We start from the raw sequence: 20037 nt of genomic DNA, 5'->3' as shown, positions 1-20037 counted from the left end.
AACTTTGCCAACCGGTAAATTATCTCTCATTATAAATGAAATCAAGATGATAAAATCACTCAAAATAAAGATTGTGCTCAGCCTTTCCCTCCTGATTCTTATGTTGATGGCTGCCGGCGTTATGTCTATTCTGGATTTCAGAAAAATAGGAAACTCAGTAGATACGGTGTTGAAAAATAATTACCAATCTATTGAATCAGCGAAGAAGATGCTCGATGCTGTAGAAAGAGAAGATAGTGGTATATTGCTATGGCTGATAGGGAATAAAGATTCGGGAATTGAAACCGTTTTGGGTTCCGACTCAATAATCAGGAAAGCAATCGTGGATATAGAAGAGAATATCACCGAAACCAACGAAGCACAGTACGTAAGGGCAATTATGGATGAGTATGAACAATACTATTCTTCCGTAATGACAATATTGGAAAGCGGACATAATGCCGAAGAGTCTAAACTGATATACTATAGCAGAACAGATTCGCTTTTCCTCAAAACAAAAGAGGCCATTAACAGACTGATGGTATTGAATCAAGATCAGATGTACCGGCAGGCAGGGATCGTGAAAGAGCAATCGCGCCGGGCCATGATGCCTGCCACCGTCTCTATCGCGGCTGCCATCATCTTCGCACTATTGCTTTACTTTTTTATCGGTACTTATTTTATCCGGCCCGTCAGACAACTGATCAACAGTATAAAGGAATACTATCCGGAAAAAGGTCGATTGTCCACCGGAATAGTATCCAAAGATGAATTTAAGGAACTGGAAGAAGAAATCAACCAGTTAATATACAGGCTGCGGCGGACTAAAAACTCAATATAAACATTAGGTCAATGATACGAACAAGAGTAATTATCAAATATCTGGGTTATATACTACTGTTCAATGCATTATTCCTGTCCATTTCGGCAATGATCTCCTTTGCCAATGATGAGGACTCAGTGAGTGCACTCCTTTTCAGTGCCCTGTTAACAGCAGCGCTGGGAGTTTTCCCGCAAATTTTTGTCGAAAAGATAGAAGAGATATCTTTTCACGAGGGATTGGCGATCAGTGTGATGGGTTGGATCATTACCTGTATCGTCGGTATGATCCCCTATTATATCTGGGGAGGAGAATTTAGCTTGGTGAATGCGCTTTTCGAGAGCGTCTCAGGCTATACTACAACCGGGGCAAGCATTTTGAGTGATGTAGAGGCGCTTCCGAAAGGATTGTTATTCTGGCGTTCTTCCACTACATTTATCGGGGGTGTAGGTATTATTCTTTTTGTACTGCTGATCCTACCGGAAAAGAAAGGGGTACAAGCCAGTTTTTATCGCTCGGAAGTATCGGATCTGTCGAAAATGAATTTTCGGGCCCGCTCCCGGTATATCATCCGTATGATAGCCACAGTCTATTTCACGTTAATCGTAGTGGAGACAATCCTGTTGAAACTGCTCGGCATGACTTTTTTCGATGCCATTTGTCATTCATTTTCCACGGTTGCGACAGCAGGTTTTTCCACGAAAAACCTGAGTATTGCCGCTTATGACAATATCTGGATGGAACTGGTCATCATGTTTTTTATGTTGATCAGCAGTATGCATTTCGGTCTGGTTTATGGCACCATGACGAACCAGAAGACAAATATTTTCACTTCCCGTCCCGCACGCATGTATATGGTTGTCATATTCATCGGGATTATTCTGATAACTTTTCAACTGGCACAGGAAAAAGTATATGGACTGGGGGAATCCCTCCGGTATGCGTCTTTTCAGGTGATTTCACTGGTAAGCACTACCGGTCTTGCTACTGTAGATACGGCGAAGTGGCCCTTGTTCTCTATTATCCTGCTTCTGTATTATTCCATGCAGTGTGGGATGGTTGGCTCTACAGCCGGCGGTATTAAATTCGACCGGATCTATCTCTTCTTCGCATCTGTAAAAAAGCAATTTAAATCGATCATTCATCCCGAAGGAATGTATGTCGTGAAAATGGATAAAAAAATCATCGATCACAATCTTGAGTTACAGGTTATGATCTTTATCGTCGCTTATCTTATCACGATGATGACTACAACCCTCCTGCTTGCAACCATGGGAATAGATGGAACAACTTCTTTGTCGGCCTCCATTGCCACCATCGGAAACGTAGGCCCCGGTTTCGGAGATGTGAGTTCACTCGGCAATTACGGCCAGCTACCCAATGCAGCCAAATACATACTTTCAGCGAATATGTTACTGGGACGTCTGGAAATTATGAACGTATTCGCTCTTTTCTTATTGCTGTGCAGGAAAGATTAAAGTAGAAACTCCATGTTGGGCATCAACATACAGGACACACCCCTATCGCACTGAAGGCGGCGGGGTGTTTAAAAATCACAAAAAAGGGACAACGATGCAAAAAAAGGACAAAACAATAAAAATCCGTTCTTTTTTTAGTTTTTTAAACAATAAAAAGATCGGGGAAAGAAGGGTTTTATTGTAGTTTTACGCCGCTATAATAAAATTAATAATTACATTGTCCATAACTGGACATTAATACGAAATTATGAGTCTTAAAATCGGTATATGTTCACCCATACTAGTAGGTCCGTTCTCCAAACACATAAACCCCACGAACCCAGAGTATTTGAAATTGGGTACAGGTGGTGATGGTGTTGTTAGAATAATATTGGGTTTATTGAACATGGGGTATCAGATTGAAGTTTTCACTTTAGACCCGAATATTAATGAAGAAATACATATCCATGGGGATAATATTAAGATACATATTTTCCCCTCGCGTGGAAAGATAAAAATAATAGATGTATTTAGTAAAGAGATTTCATATTTGAAGAAAATAATAAATAAATCAGACATAGATATTATACATGCTCATTGGAGTTATGAATATGCAATTGCTGCATTGAAAAGTAATAAGCCACATGTAATTACAGTCAGAGATAATGCATTAAATGTATTGAAAAATTTTAATGATAAAATATATAGGTTAGTCAGATATTTTATGAATGAATATGTATTATCTCATGCAAAAAATTTAATTGCAAACTCATTATATATCCAAAAATATTTAGAAAAAAAAACCAGAAGGGAAATAGATATTATACCAAATCCAATAGACTCAATTTATGAAAATGCAGCACAACGTAATTTGAGAAAAACAGATCAAATAATTATCTCAATAAATAATGGCTTTAGCAAACTGAAAAACACCAGTAAATTAATGTCAGCATTTTCCCGTATCCATAATGAAAATAAAAATGTTACACTCCAGTTAGTAGGAATTCATTTTGAAGCGAATGGAATGGCTCATAAGTGGGCTATTGAACATAATATTGAGGGCGGCATAGAGTTTTTAGGCCATAAATCCAATTCTGAAGTAATTGACCTTTTAAGAAACGCAGATATTCTGGTTCATCCCTCCTTAGAAGAATCCTTTGGTAATACACTAGTGGAAGCAATGGCACAAGGAACACCATGTATAGGAGGAAAATATTCAGGAGCAGTTCCCTGGGTATTGGACTATGGAAAAGCAGGCACTCTTATAGATGTCAGATCAACAGATGAAATTTACAGTGCGATAAAATTCATTTTAGAAAATGAAAAAGAATGGAAAAAGCAATCATTAGCATCCATAAACAATGTGAAAGAAAGATTTTTATTACCAATAGTTTCAGACCTTCATATTAAAAAATACCATACAATTCTAAATGAGCAAAATGAAAATAGAAATGAAAAACAAAAGAGTCAAAGTTCAGGAAAAATTGAATGAGAAATAGTAACTTTGCACACTCTAAAAACGAACTATAGACTTAATCAAATGATGAATTTTGTGGAAGAACTCCGTTGGCGTGGTATGATACATGAAATAATGCCCGGGACGGAAGAACAGTTATTAAAAGAACGTACAGCGGGATATCTGGGGATCGACCCCACAGCTGATTCGCTACATATCGGCCACTTAGTGGGTGTAATGATGCTGAAGCATTTTCAACGTGCAGGACACACTCCTATCGCACTGGTGGGCGGTGCCACGGGAATGATCGGCGATCCATCCATGAAATCGGCCGAACGTAATCTGCTCGACGAAGCAACATTACGATATAACCAGGAAGCCATCAAAAAACAGTTGGCGAAATTCCTCGACTTTGAAAGTGAGATCCCCAACAAAGCTATTCTGGTGAATAATTACGACTGGATGAAAGACTATTCTTTCCTGAATTTCATCCGTGATATCGGTAAGCATATCACCGTCAATTATATGATGGCCAAAGACTCTGTCAAGAAGAGACTGAGCGGTGAATCAAGCGAGGGTATGTCGTTTACCGAGTTCTCTTATCAACTGTTGCAAGGGTACGATTTCCTCCATCTCTACCGTGACAAGGAATGCCGCCTCCAATTGGGAGGTTCGGACCAGTGGGGCAATATCACTACCGGCACGGAATTGATCCGCCGTGTGGAGGGGGGTGAGGCCTATGCATTGGTATGTCCGCTTATCACCAAGGCCGACGGAGGTAAGTTCGGCAAGACCGAGAGTGGCAATGTATGGCTCGACCGTCGCTATACTTCACCTTATAAATTCTACCAGTTCTGGCTTAATGTGAGCGATGCCGACGCAGAAAAATATATCAAGATCTTCACTTCCCTGCCGAAAGAGGAAATAGAAGCATTGGTGGCAGAGCAGCAAACAACCCCTCATCTTCGTCCATTACAAAAACGGTTGGCCGAAGAGATTACGGTAATGGTACATTCGCGCGAAGATTACGAGATGGCAGTCAATGCTTCGGAGATACTGTTCGGCAAGTCCACCTCACAATCGCTCCGTTCCATCGATGAAGAAACTTTTCTACAGGTATTTGAAGGGGTTCCGCAATTTATCGTTTCACGGGAAAAACTGGCACAAGGTATCAAGGCAGTCGATCTGCTCACCGAAGAGGCTGCCGTATTCCCATCCAAAGGAGAAATGCGCAAGACCGTACAGGCAGGAGGCGTGATGATCAATAAGGAGAAGTTGGAGTCATTCGACGAAACTATTGCCCTCTCCCACCTTATCGGCGACAAATATATTCTCGCTCAGCGGGGGAAAAAGAACTACTTCCTGTTGATTGCAGAATAGAGGGGAAAAATCACCCCAATTATTTGGAATGTTACAAATATTATACTACTTTTGCACTGCTTTTCACGAAGCAGTTAAGGATTGTCCCATGGTGTAATGGTAGCACATCTGATTTTGGTTCAGCCAGTCTAGGTTCGAGTCCTGGTGGGACAACCAATCCAAAGCAATGACTAAACCTTGGTGGATGCCAATATAGTATAAATCACAGAGACTTAAAAGACATTATATTTCCCTTCTATCTCTTTGTCAGGTATTTCTGGAAAGTGCGAAATATTAGTTAATAAAAGGTGAGTACAGCCAACAGAGTCATAAAAAATACCGGCTTCTTGTATGCCAAGATGGGGATAACCATGTTCGTATCCCTCTATACTACACGGCTATTACTCAACTCATTGGGAGTTTCCGACTTCGGTATTTTTAATGTAGTAGGCGGCGCTATTGCCATGTTGGGTTTTTTGAATGCGGCCATGGCTGGTGCCACGCAACGCTTCATGAGCATTGCAGAAGGAGAAGGTAAACCGGAGAAGAAGAGGAGCATTTTCAATACCAGTGTAATATTACATTTGGCTATCGCTATTATTCTTGGATTGATGCTGTTGGGAGCAGGTTATTTTTTCTTCAATGGCATCTTAAATATTCCTGCTGACAGGGTATATGCAGCCAAGGTAGTGTACGGCAGTATGATCATCAGTACCATGTTTACGGTGATGACCGTACCCTATGATGCCGTACTGAACGCCCGGGAGAATATGTTATACTATGCTATTGTAGGTATCATAGAATCCTTTCTAAAATTGGCAGTAGCTTTTATCGTAGTGTATGTCCTGCAGGATAAACTGATAGTATATGGTGTATTGATGGCGGTAATCTCGCTGCTGGTCATGGTGGTTATGCGCGTATACTGTCACAGGCGCTACGAAGAATGCACTATCGCGCCTAAACGGTATTGGGACAGTGGACTGATGAAAGAGATGACCGGGTTTGCAGGATGGAATTTGCTGAACAGTGCCACGGGGATGATTTCACAATATGGATTGGGTGTCGTGTTAAATAGTTTTTTTGGAACTATTTTAAACGCTGCACAAGGTATTGCCAATCAGATATCCGGTCAATTGATGGTCTTTTCCAGCAATATGATAAAGGCCGTCACACCGGTGATTGCAAAAAGTGAGGGTGCGGGAGAAAGACACAATATGCTGAATTTTTCATTGTTGGCATCGAAATATTCTTTTATACTATTGGCTTTTTTTGCCATACCGTTTATATTGGAAACTCCGTATATCCTTAAAATATGGCTCAAAAATGTCCCTGAATGGGCTGTACTGTTTGTCAGACTACAGTTAATTCGTTCATTAGTCGAGCAACTGACTTTCATGGTCGGTAGGACTGTGGAGGTGCAGGGGGATATACGGGCTTACTCTCTTGTTCGGTCCCTTTTTAACATTTTGCCTATTATACTCACTTACCTGTTTTTCTCTTTTGGTTTTCCTCCTTACTATCTATATATCATTTGGATTGTTATTGGTGGTGGATTAGGTGGAGCTGTTCGGGTCTTTTTTGCAAAAATAAAATGTGGTCTCAGATATACCGACTTTGTAAAGAAAGTACTCTCTCCCTGTCTACTGATTAGTATTTCTATGTTGATTATAGGGGCTTTACCTGTTTATTGGCTAAGCGATTCCTTGCTTCGGTTACTGTCTGTTGGTATAATGACCAGTATTTCGTTTGTCATTATAATGTATGTTATCATGTCCCATGAGGAAAGAGCCTGGAGTGTAAATCTGATAGGTTCTTTAAAAACAAAGATACTTAAGCGATGAAAAAGATATACTATCAGTATTAATCACACGGATATAGAAAAATATCGCATTTCCTTTCTATCTCTTTGTCATGCATTTACGGGAAGTGCCAAACTTTAGTAATAAAAAGGTGAGTACAGCCAGCAGAGTCATAAAAAATACCGGTTTCTTGTATGTCAGGATGGGGATAACCATGTTCGTATCCCTCTATACTACACGGCTATTACTCAACTCATTGGGAGCTTCCGACTTCGGTATTTTTAATGTAGTGGGTGGTGCTATTGCCATGCTGGGTTTTTTGAATGCAGCCATGGCTGGTGCCACGCAACGCTTCATGAGCATTGCAGAAGGAGAAGGTAAGCCGGAGAAGAAAAAAACTATATTCAATATCAGCGTAATATTACATTTGGCTATCGCTATTATCCTTGGATTGATGCTGCTGGGAGCAGGCTATTTTTTCTTCAATGGTATATTGAATATTCCTGCTGACAGGGTATTTGCAGCCAAGGTAGTGTATGGCAGTATGATCATCAGTACCATGTTTACGGTGATGACCGTACCCTATGATGCCGTACTGAACGCCCGGGAGAATATGTTATACTATGCTATTGTAGGTATCATAGAATCCTTTCTAAAATTGGCAGTAGCTTTTATCGTAGTGTATGTCCTGCAGGATAAACTGATAGTATATGGTGTATTGATGGCGGTAATCTCGCTGCTGGTCATGGTGGTTATGCGTGTATACTGTCACAGACGCTACGAAGAATGCACTATCGCGCCTAAACGGTATTGGGACATCGGGCTGATGAAAGAGATGACCGGATTTGCAGGATGGAATTTGTTGAACAGTGCCACGGGGATGATTTCACAATACGGATTGAGTATTGTATTAAATAATTTTTTTGGAACCATTTTAAACGCTGCACAAGCTATTGCCAATCAGATATCCGGTCAATTGATGGTCTTTTCCAACACCATGATAAAGGCAGTTACACCGGTGATTGCAAAAAGTGAAGGAGCAGGAGAAAGAGAAAAAATGGTGAATGCATCATTAGTATCTGCTAAATACGCTTTTTTGTTATTGGCTTTTTTTGCCATACCGTTTATATTGGAAACCCCGTATATCCTTAGAATATGGCTCAAAAATGTTCCTGAATGGGCTGTACTGTTTGTCAGACTACAGTTAATTCGCTCATTAGTAGAGCAACTGACTGTCATGGTTGGCAGGACTGTCTATGTACAAGGAGACATAAAGGTATTTTCTGCCGTACAATCTTTCCTGAATACATTGCCTATTATCTTAACTTATTTGTTTTTCTATTACGGTTTCCCACCTTACTTTTTATATGTTGTCTGGATTTTGGGAGGAGGAGTAATAGGCGGGGGACTTTCTGTCTATTTTGCAAAACTGAAATGCGGACTTAAGTATTCTGATTTTATAGGTAAAGTATTATTTCCTTGTATGGTGCTTACTATATGTATGTTCATTTTAGGAGTTATGCCTGTTTATTGGTTAAACGAATCCTTTATTCGGTTACTATTTGTTGGAACAATAACCAGTATTTCGTTTGTTATTATGATGTATGTTATCATGACAAAAGAAGAGAGATCCCTGACTGCCAATTTGATAAATTCTTTAAAGACAAAAATATTCAAATAAAAGAAAATGAACCGACAATCTGAACTTATCTTAAAAGCCTTACGCAAGTTATACGGAAAAATATTCCGTAAACAGCCCTGGCCCTATATCTGCGAACAGGATCCCGATAAAGTTTCACAGATTATATACAACAGGTTAATGGACGATAAACCGTGCATGATTGCACGGTTTGGGAGCGTAGAATTAATTGCCATCATAAACTACATAGGAGTAAAATACCCTGATAAGAATATCTGGAAATATATTAAGGGTGAAACATTACAGTGGTGGTGGAATAAGAAGTCAGTACAACAGATGCAAAGTAATGCTGGTTTTTTTCCTCCTACCGAAGAAAAGATCTCTCAATTTGGCGAATTAATGCTTGAAGATATGAAAGAAGTGGATGTCCTGGGTAGTTGGCTGGAAGGGGAAAAATATTTTGAGGACGGATTAAAAGAGGTGACTAAAGTGACTATAGAATTATTAAATCCTTATTTCACCCAGTATCCGTGGACCCGGGCTTTAAAGGGTAAAAAAGTTTTGGTCGTTCATCCCTTTGCCGAATTAATTGAATACCAGTATCAGGAAAATAGGGAAAAACTTTTTGACAATAAAGAAATACTTCCCGGATTCTCTCTTCTGACTCTGCGCGCCGTACAAAGTATAGGTGGACATTCGGACACATTTGAAGACTGGTTTGAAGCATTGGAATGGATGAAGAATGAAATGAATAATATTGATTATGATATAGCGTTGATTGGTTGTGGCGCTTATGGCTTTCCATTAGCTGCACATGCAAAAAGAAGCGGTAAAAAAGCAGTACATTTAGGTGGTTCGCTACAATTACTTTTTGGAATAAGGGGCAAACGTTGGGAAAATCCGAATTATAACGCTATCATTAATTATTCGGCTTTAATGAATGAATATTGGGTCAGACCGGGAGATAACTTGAAACCTCGTGATGCTGACCAGGTAGAAGGTGGCTGTTATTGGTGAAAACGAAATTATCAAGAATATGGACTTAAATAGTTGTATAACAATAGTTTTAAGAAGAATCCCACTTACGGCTATCACTTGTATTATCTTATTGGGAGTATCCCATGAACTGTGTAAGTTGGTAATCTGAAGGGTTCAAGCCCGGGCTTGAACCCTTCAGAAATTTTTATTAACTTACCACTTCAACAGTTATGAGAAAAGAAGAATTATTAAACGACGATTTTTTTAAACAATTCAAGAGCGGGAAAGAGTTCGAGAGCTTTCTTTCCGGGTTACATAAACGAGGTATCGAGCAAATGCTCGAGGGTGAGCTTGACCATCACCCGGGTTACGACAAACACGCCAAAAGTGGCCATTCCAACGCCCGTAACGGGTACGGGAGCAAAACGATAAAGACCGGTTTCGGTGAAGCCCGCATTGACGTCCCCCGTGACCGGGACAGCAGCTTCGAGCCGGTCATTGTGCCCAAGCGGAAGAGCCTCGCCGAGGGGATGGAATCCCTGGTGATATCCCTGTACGCCAAAGGGATGAGTAATGCCGACATCGAGGAGCAACTCCACGAGATATATGACTTCAGGCTTTCCACGAGCGCGATATCCAGGATAACGGACCGCGTGACGGAAGATATCATAGCCTGGCAAAACCGGCCCCTGGAAGAGGTCTACATGATCGTCTGGATGGACGGGATCGTTTTCAAGGTGCGCGAGAACTCCAGGGTGGTCAACAAGACCGTTTACATTGCCGTGGGGCTCCGTCGTGATGGCAAGAAGGAGGTGCTGGGCCTCTGGCTCGGCAAGAATGAAAGCGCCTCTTTCTGGATGAGTGTCCTGACAGACATGAAAGCCCGCGGTGTCAAGGATATCCTGATCACGGCCACCGACAACCTGAACGGTTTCACCGACACCATACAAAACGTGTTCCCCCAATCCAGGACACAAATATGTGTGGTTCACCAGATACGGAACGCGTGCAGGTACGTGGTGTGGAAAGACAAGAAAGAGTTCACCGCTGACATGAAACAGATATATGATGCCCCCACCAGGGAGGCGGCGGAAGCGGCATTGAACGATTTCGCCCTCAAATGGGAAGGTAAATACGCGTATGCCGTCAAATCCTGGAGGGACAACTGGGAGGGGCTGACCGTGTTTTTTGATTTCCCGGTGGAAATCAGGCGTATTATTTATACTACCAACCTGATCGAGAACCTGAACGGGAAGATCAGGAAGTACACGAGAAACAAGCTTTCATTCCCTACCGACGAGGCCGTCATGAAGTCTGTATACCTGGCCGTTAGAGAAGCGACCAAGAAATGGACGAGGCCGGTGAGGAACTGGGGACTAATTTTAAACCAATTTTTAGTTATCTTTGCCGATAGGGTACGACTGTAAAGAAGGCCCTTCAATTACTACTTACACACTTATTGGGATAGTGTCCGGAATTATATGCCATACGTTTCCTATAATCTTATTAAATGGAATTGTTCTGAAAGATCCTGTTGCAGGGTCCATAACCCGGTACATTACTGTATTAGTAATAGTCCCGTTTACTTTCTCAACCGTTTGAAGGTACACGCTTTTCACAACAACGGAATGTCCAACATTTCCAACTCCCTCAACACCAACAGTTACTCGTCCTCCCGCTTTAAGTGTTGGTATTATGTCATTTAATTTTGAAGTGGTGAGGCCACCTTTTCCTGTAACAGTATGTCCGGAATTGTTTTGATAAATATCCTCCCAAAAGTATCCATCTGGTAATGCGTCTGTTTGGGGATTTCCCCCGGCTAACGATCTTAATTGCTTTTGGTCGAGATTACCTTTTAATGACTTATTAACACTCTCACCAGATGCCGGAAGACAGTTTTGATCCCCAATCTGTTTAACTTTAACCACATCAACCTCTGTTACAAACGACTTTGTAACTTTTGCTCCATCAGTAAAGCGTCTTCCATCTATAACGGCACTAACACCTCCAATAAGACCACCGACTAATCCTCCGGAAGCTATACCTGTAGCTCCAAAGACTGCACCTTGTCCAAGAGACTGCCCAAAACTTTTTCCACTGAGTAATCCATTTCCAAAACCGGTTACAAAGCCTCCAGAACCTCCAGACCCAGCGCCGATTGCTGCCCCGGATATAAAACTTGATGCTGCTGTTTTCGCAGCTGCAGTGCCTAAGAATCCGGCACTAAAAGAGCCCCCGCTTACTAATGCAGAACTTATACCTGCTCCAACACCCGCACTTAGTGCCCCAGCAGCAGCTCCAACTCCAAAATAGCCAAGCCCCGTCCAAAATCCATGTTGCTTAATAGTTTTCCAATTAGCCACAACATTTGCGACGCCTCCGATGAGGGCACCTACTATTAAATGTACAAATTCTCCATCCTCATCCACATACATGAGTGGATTATTTAATGCATAACTGTACCTGTTGAAGTTTTGTGTAAAATCTGGCATCTGCACATATGGGTCAGGACTTAAAAAGCGTCCTAGGGCCGGATCATACAACCTTGCGTTCATATTTACCAATCCGAACCAAGGCAGGTGCTCATGGCCGGTATAACCCCGCCCAAGGAACAGTGCCGGTTCGCTTCCCGGCGCGTATGCCACTTGTGAGGATGGATTCCTGAGCCGTTCCCAGGCGTCATAACTCAATTCCTGTTTCAAAGAACCATCGGCATTGGCTATATGGGTAATGCTTCCCAGATAGTCCCTGCAAATATAGTAAATTGTCCAACTACCACCTTCTTTTTACATATAAAATTTAATAATTGAGGCTGAATTCTGCTGTAAAGCTAAAAAGAAATAAACAGGCCAGGAATAAGGTATAAACACGGTATAAGTAGTTTAACTTTTATAGGAAGTAAAATTATTCACATACAATAATTTAGAAAAAGGTCATATAAGTGCGATAGAGATTTTTTAAGCCTTGCCGCAATACAAAAAACCCGAACAGATATCTGCCCGGGCTTTCTCTATGGTCCGTATGAACGGAAGGGGTTATTTCGAATAGCTGGCCTTCACATAAGGAGCATCATTCAAAAAGTCGTAGCTTTCCTTCACACTTTCAAAAGGAGTTAATCCTTCGGTATATCTTTCTACCTCCACGATCATGTATTTGGCTCCTGCAGTTTCAGCATTGTTATAGATGCTCTCGAAATCAACCTCACCGCTTCTGCCCAATTCGAGTTCGTCCTTGATATGAAGCAGTTCGAAACGGCCGGGATAATTGTTGAAGTAATCCACCGGATCTTTACCGCCTTTCACTACCCAATAGACATCCATCTGGAAGAATACCTTGGAGGGGTCGGTATTGTTGAGCATATAATCATACATCAACTGGCCTTCTATCTCCTTGAATTCGAAATCGTGATTGTGGTAGCCGAAGCGGAGACCGGCTGCATTGCACTTCTCACCGATCTGGTTATAATAATCGCAATAGGCCTGCAGATCGGCCAACGTGGCGGGTGTAGGCATCCAGGGGGTAACAATATATTTCATACCTGCCTCCTTATGCGCCTGGATAGCGGTATCCCACCAAGCCCAAACCTCATCCCAGTTGGTTGCGGCTACACTGTCAGCCAATGGTCTTGCCGTATGAGAAGAGAGTACTTCCATACCCACCTCTTCAATAGATTTTTTGAAATCGGCCGGTGACAATCCATAGAACTGTCCGTCGGCGTAACCGGCTGTTTCTACTCCGGTATATCCCATCTCAGCCACTTTAGCGATAGTACCTGTATAGTCGGCCTTGATATCGTCACGCACTGAATAAAGCTGGAGATAAATCTCTTTCTTCTGGGTACAGGCCGGTAAAATTAACAGTCCTCCCAGAAGTGCAGCCATTAATAAAAATGAAACCTTTTTCATTGTATTGCTTGTTTAAAGAAAAGAATATTCCCGCCTTCAGGCAGAAATATTCTTCTCAGTTATTTGATAAAAATTAATCTAAAATTTTAACACGGATGTTCCTGAACCACACATCATCACCGTGGTCCTGCAGACCAATGTAACCTTCACGGTTCTCACCACCACAGTTGTTCAGCAATTCGAATGCCAATGGCCATTTTTCCTGGCTGAATTTACTTGCCTGCAACATGTCTGTCCACTGTTGTGTCCACAAATGATATTCAACCACATTTTCACCATTCTGCCTGTGAACAACGGTTCCTTTATACACCATTACTCCACCGGTATTCCATTCTCCGAACGGTTTTGAGTTCTGGGGAACGGCCGGGATCATGTCGTACAACGACAGTGACTGCCGGTTGTTATCCTTACCCAATTTTGCATCAGGATGATTTTCATTGTCAAGTATCTGAGCTTCCGGAGCAGAGATATAAATAGGTTCCATCCTCATTTCGCCAGTGTTAGGATCTTTAGTCTGTACTTCCTGTGCAAGATAGAATACACCTGAGTTGCTACCTTTGGCTACTTTCCACTCGAAATCCAGTTCAAAATTTTTGAACTTATGAGCAAAGATGATATCGCCACCGTCAGCGTCCTGTGCTTCACCACCACCGGAACCGTTAAACTTGATCGCACCATCTTCGATAGTCCATTTCCCGGGAACATCATCTTTTCCGTAACCTCTCCATCCTGTGAAGTCTTTACCGTTGAAGATAACGATATATCCGTCTTTATCTGTCTGGAACTGAGATAGGTCTACCTGAGGTTTATCTAATACTGTATATTCAGGAACGGCACTTTCCGCAGTAGAATCGGCTCCATTATCTGCGGCAGCATCGGTCTTTTTTCCACCGGGACCGCAAGCCATCAATACACTTGCAAGCATACAACAACTTAATCCGTAAATTGATTTTTTAATTCGTTTCATAACTATTTTTCTTTTAATTAAACTGATAATTAACTTCTGTTGAAATGGGGGAATAACGACGGACAAAGCCGTCGCTATTCCCTTCAATACTATTCAATACTGTAAAATTACGGCATGTCGGGTAATTTCCAGCCATTCTGATAAGTATGCTTGATCATTTCTTCAGCATATGCAATGGCATTTACCGGTTCAGTCCATGTTTTGTCGAATGTGGGGTGACCGTCGGTAATTTTGAAACCGTCTTCAATAATAGTTCTGACAGTCGCGTCGGACGGAATGTTCGTGAATTTCATATTTTCACCATCCCAGTGCAATTCCTGATTCAAAGCCTGCAGTCTTACTGCGAGCACACCCATCACCACCATTTCGTTGAAAGGTCCTGCTTCAGAGAAAGGTGAAGCTGTTTCTACACGGTTTTCGGGAGATTCCTTACATGCGCGCACCCAATCCATTTCGTGAGAGAGGGTTACTTCACGTTGTGTTTTCGGAGAGTTGGGTTTGCGTCCGGATACCAACCACGGATTCACGCCATAGCATCCGCAGATAAGGATATCTTTGGTTCCGTAGAATATCACACCACCACCCTGATCATTCAGGTTCTTACCGGCGGGAACACCTTCAGGACGCATGGGGGTCAAACCGCCATCGTACCAGGTCACCTCAACTTCGGGCATAGCCACTTTGGGCAGATTGTCGCGTTGCGGGAACACATATTTTACCATCTGTGCATTGGGAGCACAGTCGGTAAGCAGCATGGTGGACGATCCCTGTACTTTTGTGGGGTAGCCCAGATTCAATCCTTTAAACACCGGATGAAGTATATGACAAGCCATATCACCCAAAGCGCCGGTTCCGAAGTCCCACCATCCGCGCCAGTTCCAGGGATGATAAATTTCATTGAACGGACGTTTATTGGCCGGCCCGATGAAGAGATCCCAGTTCAAGGTAGAAGGAACCTTATGCGCTTGCTTAGGAGTCATTAATCCCTGTGGCCAGATAGGCCTGTCGGTAAATGCTTCTACTTTCGTTACTTCACCGATCTGTCCGTCTCTGATCCAGTCGATTACCTGCCGAACACCGGGTCCGGAAGAACCCTGGTTACCCATACTGGTAGCCACTTTATGTTTGGCGGCAAGTTTTGTCAACAGACGCGATTCGTACACGCTATGAGTAAGCGGTTTCTGTACATACACATGTTTGCCCATCGTCATGGCGTCTGCGGCAATAATCGCGTGTGTATGGTCGGCAGTAGCCACCACTACACCGTCGATGGATTTACCCAACTCATCATACATCTTCCTGTAGTCGTAATATTTCTTCGCGTTGGGATATTTGTCGAATACGCGTTTGCTGTATTTCCAGTCTACATCGCAAAGCCCGATGATATTCTCACTCTGGAGCTGGTTCAGGTTAGCATTACCCATCCCTCCAACACCAACACCTACAATGTTGAGTTTATCACTCGGAGCCTTGTACCCCATACTCTTTCCCAGTACCGAAGAAGGTACAACTGTGAGACCGGCTGCTGCAATCGCACCGGTTTCTAAGAATTTTCTTCTTGAAATTTTTGATGACATAAGTACTTTTTTTTGGATTAAATTTTAACGTTTTTGATATTTATTCTCTGGTTATCTCTTCTTTATCCTTATCCCAATACATTGTTCGTCCTTCCAGGTACGCCCGTGTTCCCATATGGGCGGTAATAGCTTCTTCGAATCCCTGATCGATGCCACAAGAAGGTTGTTTACCGTTCCTGATGCAATCGAGCCACTCTTTCAGATGCAGGAAAGTAGTGTTATAACGCTTTCCACTGATGAATGAATAGAGAAGGCCCCGTTCGGCAAAATATCTCTCGGTAGCGGTAGACACAGCATCTACACTCTGCCCTGGAAGATAGGTATAGAACGGTTCGTCTAATTTCACAATACCCTGGTCGATCTGCCTACGATACTGTTCTGACTGCGGATCCACAGTTATCTTGAGTGTGTTGCCCACTTCCATAGTCGCATCGTGCCCCATGATTTTCCGGCTGCGGCTGAACTGGCTGGCCAACGTAGCTGAATACAACATGGTGAGTTCCTTATCTCTGAACTCAAATACCGTTTGTAACACATCGGGTACGGTACGGCCGTCCTTAAAGAAATAGACTCCTCCCGAAGAGGAGGCCGATGAGGGAATACCCAGATGAAGGATCTGGTTCATCGCGTCGTACTCGTGTGTCAGCAGATCGCCGCTCAGGCCGGTACTGTAATCCCACCAGCAGCGCCAGCGGAAAAATCTTTCCAGGCTGAATTTCTCCCGGGATTCAGGCCCCACATACTTCAACAATCCTGCCGAAGTCATATAATCCATATATTCTTTAATCCTGTCCGGATTTCCTTCAAACTGCTCCCAGTCGATGGTTTTTTGATTGGCGTCCTTATGTATGGGGTAAACCCATGCCCCATTGGGATCGTTACGATTGGTACCCGTCTCTACAAGTGAGATTTTCCCCAACAGTCCTTTTTCTATAATCTGCCGCGCCCTCTCGTAGGCTTCGATCTGCCTGTTTTGATGTCCCAACTGAAACACCAGCTGAGGGTTGCTTCTCGCCAAAGCGCGAAGCTCATAAGTTTCGGGGACCGTCCATGTCATCGGCTTTTCCAAGTAAACATGTTTACCGGCCCTGATAGCATCCATAGCCATGGTACCGTGCCAATGATCGGGGGATGCAATTACCACGGCATCCACATCGGGTGCAGCCAATAATTCCTTATAGTAGCGATAACGTCTGGGTTTGGGGCCTAATGTCCCTCCTACTCCCTCTCTGTGGATGTTGGCTCCGGCAAGTACAGCCTCTTCGCCATAAGCATCAAAAATATCGCACACCGCAGTAACCACTACCCGCAGATCATCCTGCTCCATAAAATCCTGATAACGGGTATTCTCCGGGTTTATTTTCGATTGCTGGATCAGGTTTTCCACATATTCGGGAGTGGCAAATCCTAATCCTTGCACCAACTGGGCTCCCCTGATACCAAAACCGATGATACCTACCCGGATTACTTCCGCATCGGGAGAGGGTGGCGAGTAAGGTACCACATCCGTACGAAAACGGGACATCTCCGCTGCGTTACGGTGGGTACTTTCTGCTTTTCTCTTCCTGTAAACCCCATAAGCCATAGCCCCCAATACCGGTACGGAAACTATAGCCTTAAGCGCATCACGGCGACCCTGAGAAACCTCTTTTGCTGATGGGGTCTTATCTTCTTTTTGATTGTTAATCTCTTTTTCTTCTTCCTTCATAAAAATAATAATCTACCTACTTTTACGAAATAGTAAGCTGTCAAAACTAATAGCCCTGGAGGCCGGAAACAACATCAATACTGCTACTGTCACCAATAAAATCAGATTCTTATCAACCCATAGATAAGATCCTTCGGCGGGCAGAATATATTCTGCAAATAATAAAGGAGGGTGTGAGAGGTAGTAGAGCAGCAAAAAGATCATGGCTCCTATATAGCCGATATTCGTAAAAAGCCCTAAAACCAACATCAAGCCAACGATTGTCAATCCCCAGATATTGATAAAATTGACGACTTCAAGCGATGCCGGATTTTCTGCAAGCCGCACGAAAAACGACGCAAACATACCTTTTGAATCCATCAGGTAGCCAAATGCCGACCAGTTCGGGGTAAATACCTTTGCCAAACCCTCATATAAAAAATACCATCCTATCAGAACACGTAGAATAAACAGCGCGTATCGTTGTAATTTGCTATAATGTATTGATTGCATCTCTTATCTGACTAAAAATTTTCACCTCATTCCATAATTCAGGTGTAAAAGTAAAACAAATATTTTTGAAAATGAAATTTTATTACAGTAATTGAACAAAATTAGATATTTTATTTCTAAGAAGGAAAAAATTCCGACATTTGTAGCGAATAAAAACAAACAAATCGTTTAACCGATTGTTTTTAAAAATATAAAAATTCTGACCATTAATTTATTGAATATTGAAAAGATGAATCAAAACACCTTTTTAGGCCTAATCGAGCAAAGTATTCGCAATCATTGGGAGATGCCGGCTATGACCGACTTCCAGGGCAAGACTTTTTATTACAAAGATTTTGCCCGCGAGATAGACCAACTGCATGACTATTTTAGAACTGCCGGCATTCAACGAGGTGACAAAATTTCGATATGCGGTAAAAATTCTGCAAGATGGGTTATTTCCTTTTTTGCCACACTCTCCTATGGTGCTGTCGCAGTGAGTATCCTTCATGAATTCGACAAGGCCAGCGTGCAATTCATCGTAGATCATTCCGATTCAAAAATGTTATTTGTCGACGACACCATTTGGAACGAAATCGATGAGAAAACCATACCAAAAGTTGAAACTGTTTTTTCCCTTGAAAACTATTTGTTGCTGAAATCATCTTCCGACGAATTGAAACAGTTCGATGCAGACACGCCGGACTATTTCGATAAAAAATATGGAAAAGGATTTTTCGTGAACGATATTGTTTTCCGTACCGATAAACCGGAAGAGCTGGCCGTAATCAATTACACTTCTGGCACTACCAATAGTCCCAAAGGGGTAATGCTTCCCTACAGGAGCCTTTGGTCAAATACCAGATTCGCAATCGACAACCTGCCATTTATCGAATCGGGAGATAAAATAGTCTGTATGCTACCGATAGCACATGCCTACGGCCTGGCTTTCGAAATACTCAATACCATCTCCCTGGGTTGTCATATTCATTTTCTGGGAAAGACTCCTTCTCCTCAGGTACTACTCGAGATGTTTTCGAAAGTGAAACCCAAATTGGTATTGGCAGTTCCTCTTATCATAGAGAAAATTGTCAACCGGAGTGTACTTCCGAAACTGCAGCAGGGAGCGGCAAAAACCCTTGTCAAAGTCCCCCTGTTAAACAGTGTCGTATATAGTAAGGTACGAGCCTCAATGATCAAGTTCTTCGGCGGAGAGCTGGTTGAAGTGGTAATCGGCGGTGCAGCACTCAACCCCGATGTAGAGAAGTTTTTAAGGAAAATCAGATTCCCTTACACTGTAGGATACGGGATGACCGAATGTGGCCCATTGATCTCTTACGCCTACTGGACTAAGTATAAAGAACGTTCCAGTGGAAAAGTCGTGGACAGGATGGAGGTGAAGATCGATTCGGACGACCCGCAAAATATCGTAGGTGAAATATTGGCCCGCGGTAGTAACGTAATGCTGGGATATTATAAAAACGAAGAGGCTACAAAACAAACCTTTACCGAAGATGGCTGGTTAAAAACCGGAGATTTGGGAACCATAGACAGCGACGATTTCATCTTTATCAAAGGTCGAAATAAAAATATGATACTGGGATCTTCCGGGCAGAACATCTATCCCGAAGAGATTGAAGAGAAGATCAACAGTTCTCCGTATGTAAAAGAATCACTGGCTATCAGTGAAGACCAAAAGATCATCGCCCTGCTCGTACCCGACAAGGATATCCTGAAGGAAAATGGTTTTACAGACCAGGATATGAATACCTTGTTCCAGCAGGTGATTGCAGAGGTAAACAGCCAATTGCCTTCGTACAGTAAGATCACCTCCTTCCGGATTCGGGAAGAAGAGTTCGAAAAAACACCTAAACGAAGTATCCGTCGATTCAAATATGTTTAGATTTAGAATTCAAGATTCA

Annotated in this window: 15 protein-coding genes and 1 tRNA gene; 10 read left to right on the top strand and 6 right to left on the bottom strand. The window is 42.5% G+C overall.

The annotated features are described in order from the left end of the window. The first annotated feature begins 46 nt into the window (after positions 1 to 46). The 9 genes from U2P89_RS05410 to U2P89_RS05370 all read left to right on the top strand — a co-directional run bounded on the left by U2P89_RS05410 (position 47) and on the right by U2P89_RS05370 (position 10914). Positions 47 to 820: an MCP four helix bundle domain-containing protein gene (locus U2P89_RS05410; RefSeq protein ID WP_322190836.1), complete on the top strand. Its 774-nt coding sequence runs from the start codon at positions 47 to 49 to the stop codon at positions 818 to 820. Positions 821 to 831: 11 nt separating this feature from the next. Beyond that, complete coding sequence (locus tag U2P89_RS05405; RefSeq protein WP_313382301.1) at positions 832 to 2277, top strand: TrkH family potassium uptake protein; 1446 nt, start codon at positions 832 to 834, stop codon at positions 2275 to 2277. 247 nt (positions 2278 to 2524) lie between these two features. Next, the gene (locus U2P89_RS05400) at positions 2525 to 3748 is read left to right on the top strand and encodes a glycosyltransferase family 4 protein (RefSeq protein ID WP_322190835.1); all 1224 of its coding nucleotides are present in this window, start codon (positions 2525 to 2527) and stop codon (positions 3746 to 3748) included. Positions 3749 to 3799: 51 nt separating this feature from the next. Continuing rightward, positions 3800 to 5092 carry a tyrosine--tRNA ligase gene (gene tyrS / locus U2P89_RS05395; RefSeq protein WP_313382307.1) on the top strand — a complete coding sequence of 431 codons (1293 nt, stop codon included), beginning with the start codon at positions 3800 to 3802 and terminating at the stop codon, positions 5090 to 5092. 82 nt (positions 5093 to 5174) lie between these two features. Next, positions 5175 to 5248 (top strand) — tRNA-Gln (locus U2P89_RS05390). A 182-nt stretch (positions 5249 to 5430) separates the two neighbouring features. Beyond that, the gene (locus U2P89_RS05385) at positions 5431 to 6912 is read left to right on the top strand and encodes a hypothetical protein (protein WP_416188617.1); all 1482 of its coding nucleotides are present in this window, start codon (positions 5431 to 5433) and stop codon (positions 6910 to 6912) included. 70 nt (positions 6913 to 6982) lie between these two features. Further along, positions 6983 to 8551 (top strand): hypothetical protein, encoded by a 1569-nt coding sequence (locus U2P89_RS05380; RefSeq protein WP_409568097.1) that lies wholly within the window; start codon positions 6983 to 6985, stop codon positions 8549 to 8551. A gap of 6 nt (positions 8552 to 8557) precedes the next feature. Next, entirely contained in the window at positions 8558 to 9526 is a 969-nt protein-coding gene (locus tag U2P89_RS05375) for a hypothetical protein (RefSeq protein ID WP_313382306.1), read from the top strand. Between the two features lie 191 nt (positions 9527 to 9717). Continuing rightward, the gene (locus U2P89_RS05370; RefSeq protein WP_322190833.1) at positions 9718 to 10914 is read left to right on the top strand and encodes an IS256 family transposase; all 1197 of its coding nucleotides are present in this window, start codon (positions 9718 to 9720) and stop codon (positions 10912 to 10914) included. A 21-nt stretch (positions 10915 to 10935) separates the two neighbouring features. Here the strand turns inward: U2P89_RS05370 and U2P89_RS05365 are convergent, their stop codons facing one another. The 6 genes from U2P89_RS05365 to U2P89_RS05340 form a co-directional block, all read right to left on the bottom strand. Further along, positions 10936 to 12132: an RHS repeat-associated core domain-containing protein gene (locus U2P89_RS05365; protein WP_313382131.1), complete on the bottom strand. Its 1197-nt coding sequence runs from the start codon at positions 12130 to 12132 to the stop codon at positions 10936 to 10938. Positions 12133 to 12522: 390 nt separating this feature from the next. Then, positions 12523 to 13392: a sugar phosphate isomerase/epimerase gene (locus U2P89_RS05360; protein ID WP_322190832.1), complete on the bottom strand. Its 870-nt coding sequence runs from the start codon at positions 13390 to 13392 to the stop codon at positions 12523 to 12525. A gap of 73 nt (positions 13393 to 13465) precedes the next feature. Beyond that, positions 13466 to 14350: a DUF1080 domain-containing protein gene (locus U2P89_RS05355; RefSeq protein WP_322190875.1), complete on the bottom strand. Its 885-nt coding sequence runs from the start codon at positions 14348 to 14350 to the stop codon at positions 13466 to 13468. Between the two features lie 116 nt (positions 14351 to 14466). Further along, positions 14467 to 15936, bottom strand: coding sequence for a Gfo/Idh/MocA family oxidoreductase (locus U2P89_RS05350; RefSeq protein WP_322190831.1), 1470 nt, complete (start codon positions 15934 to 15936; stop codon positions 14467 to 14469). Between the two features lie 40 nt (positions 15937 to 15976). Then, positions 15977 to 17644, bottom strand: coding sequence for a Gfo/Idh/MocA family oxidoreductase (locus tag U2P89_RS05345; RefSeq protein ID WP_322190830.1), 1668 nt, complete (start codon positions 17642 to 17644; stop codon positions 15977 to 15979). A gap of 12 nt (positions 17645 to 17656) precedes the next feature. Further along, positions 17657 to 18136: a DoxX family protein gene (locus U2P89_RS05340; RefSeq protein WP_019540815.1), complete on the bottom strand. Its 480-nt coding sequence runs from the start codon at positions 18134 to 18136 to the stop codon at positions 17657 to 17659. A gap of 229 nt (positions 18137 to 18365) precedes the next feature. On the opposite strand from U2P89_RS05340, the gene U2P89_RS05335 reads away from it, so the two are divergent. After that, a complete protein-coding gene (locus U2P89_RS05335) occupies positions 18366 to 20018 on the top strand; it encodes an AMP-binding protein (protein WP_091905385.1) in 1653 nt (550 codons plus the stop codon). The last annotated feature ends 19 nt before the right edge of the window (positions 20019 to 20037 follow it).

Source organism: Proteiniphilum sp. (assembly GCF_034331125.1).
GTDB lineage: Bacteria > Bacteroidota > Bacteroidia > Bacteroidales > Dysgonomonadaceae > Proteiniphilum > Proteiniphilum saccharofermentans.
Note: the sequence above shows the minus strand (reverse complement) of the source record. Positions and strands in the feature narration are given on the sequence as shown.

Excerpts from the sequence above, each read along its gene's own strand:
- U2P89_RS05340 (WP_019540815.1), bottom strand. The coding sequence starts at position 18,136 with ATGCAATCAATACATTATAGCAAATTACAACGATACGCGCTGTTTATT.
- tyrS (WP_313382307.1), top strand. The coding sequence starts at position 3,800 with ATGAATTTTGTGGAAGAACTCCGTTGGCGTGGTATGATACATGAAATA.
- U2P89_RS05370 (WP_322190833.1), top strand. The coding sequence starts at position 9,718 with ATGAGAAAAGAAGAATTATTAAACGACGATTTTTTTAAACAATTCAAG.
- U2P89_RS05350 (WP_322190831.1), bottom strand. The coding sequence starts at position 15,936 with ATGTCATCAAAAATTTCAAGAAGAAAATTCTTAGAAACCGGTGCGATT.
- U2P89_RS05410 (WP_322190836.1), top strand. The coding sequence starts at position 47 with ATGATAAAATCACTCAAAATAAAGATTGTGCTCAGCCTTTCCCTCCTG.
- U2P89_RS05405 (WP_313382301.1), top strand. The coding sequence starts at position 832 with ATGATACGAACAAGAGTAATTATCAAATATCTGGGTTATATACTACTG.
- U2P89_RS05360 (WP_322190832.1), bottom strand. The coding sequence starts at position 13,392 with ATGAAAAAGGTTTCATTTTTATTAATGGCTGCACTTCTGGGAGGACTG.
- U2P89_RS05400 (WP_322190835.1), top strand. The coding sequence starts at position 2,525 with ATGAGTCTTAAAATCGGTATATGTTCACCCATACTAGTAGGTCCGTTC.
- U2P89_RS05380 (WP_409568097.1), top strand. The coding sequence starts at position 6,983 with ATGCATTTACGGGAAGTGCCAAACTTTAGTAATAAAAAGGTGAGTACA.
- U2P89_RS05385 (WP_416188617.1), top strand. The coding sequence starts at position 5,431 with ATGGGGATAACCATGTTCGTATCCCTCTATACTACACGGCTATTACTC.
- U2P89_RS05345 (WP_322190830.1), bottom strand. The coding sequence starts at position 17,644 with ATGAAGGAAGAAGAAAAAGAGATTAACAATCAAAAAGAAGATAAGACC.
- U2P89_RS05335 (WP_091905385.1), top strand. The coding sequence starts at position 18,366 with ATGAATCAAAACACCTTTTTAGGCCTAATCGAGCAAAGTATTCGCAAT.
- U2P89_RS05375 (WP_313382306.1), top strand. The coding sequence starts at position 8,558 with ATGAACCGACAATCTGAACTTATCTTAAAAGCCTTACGCAAGTTATAC.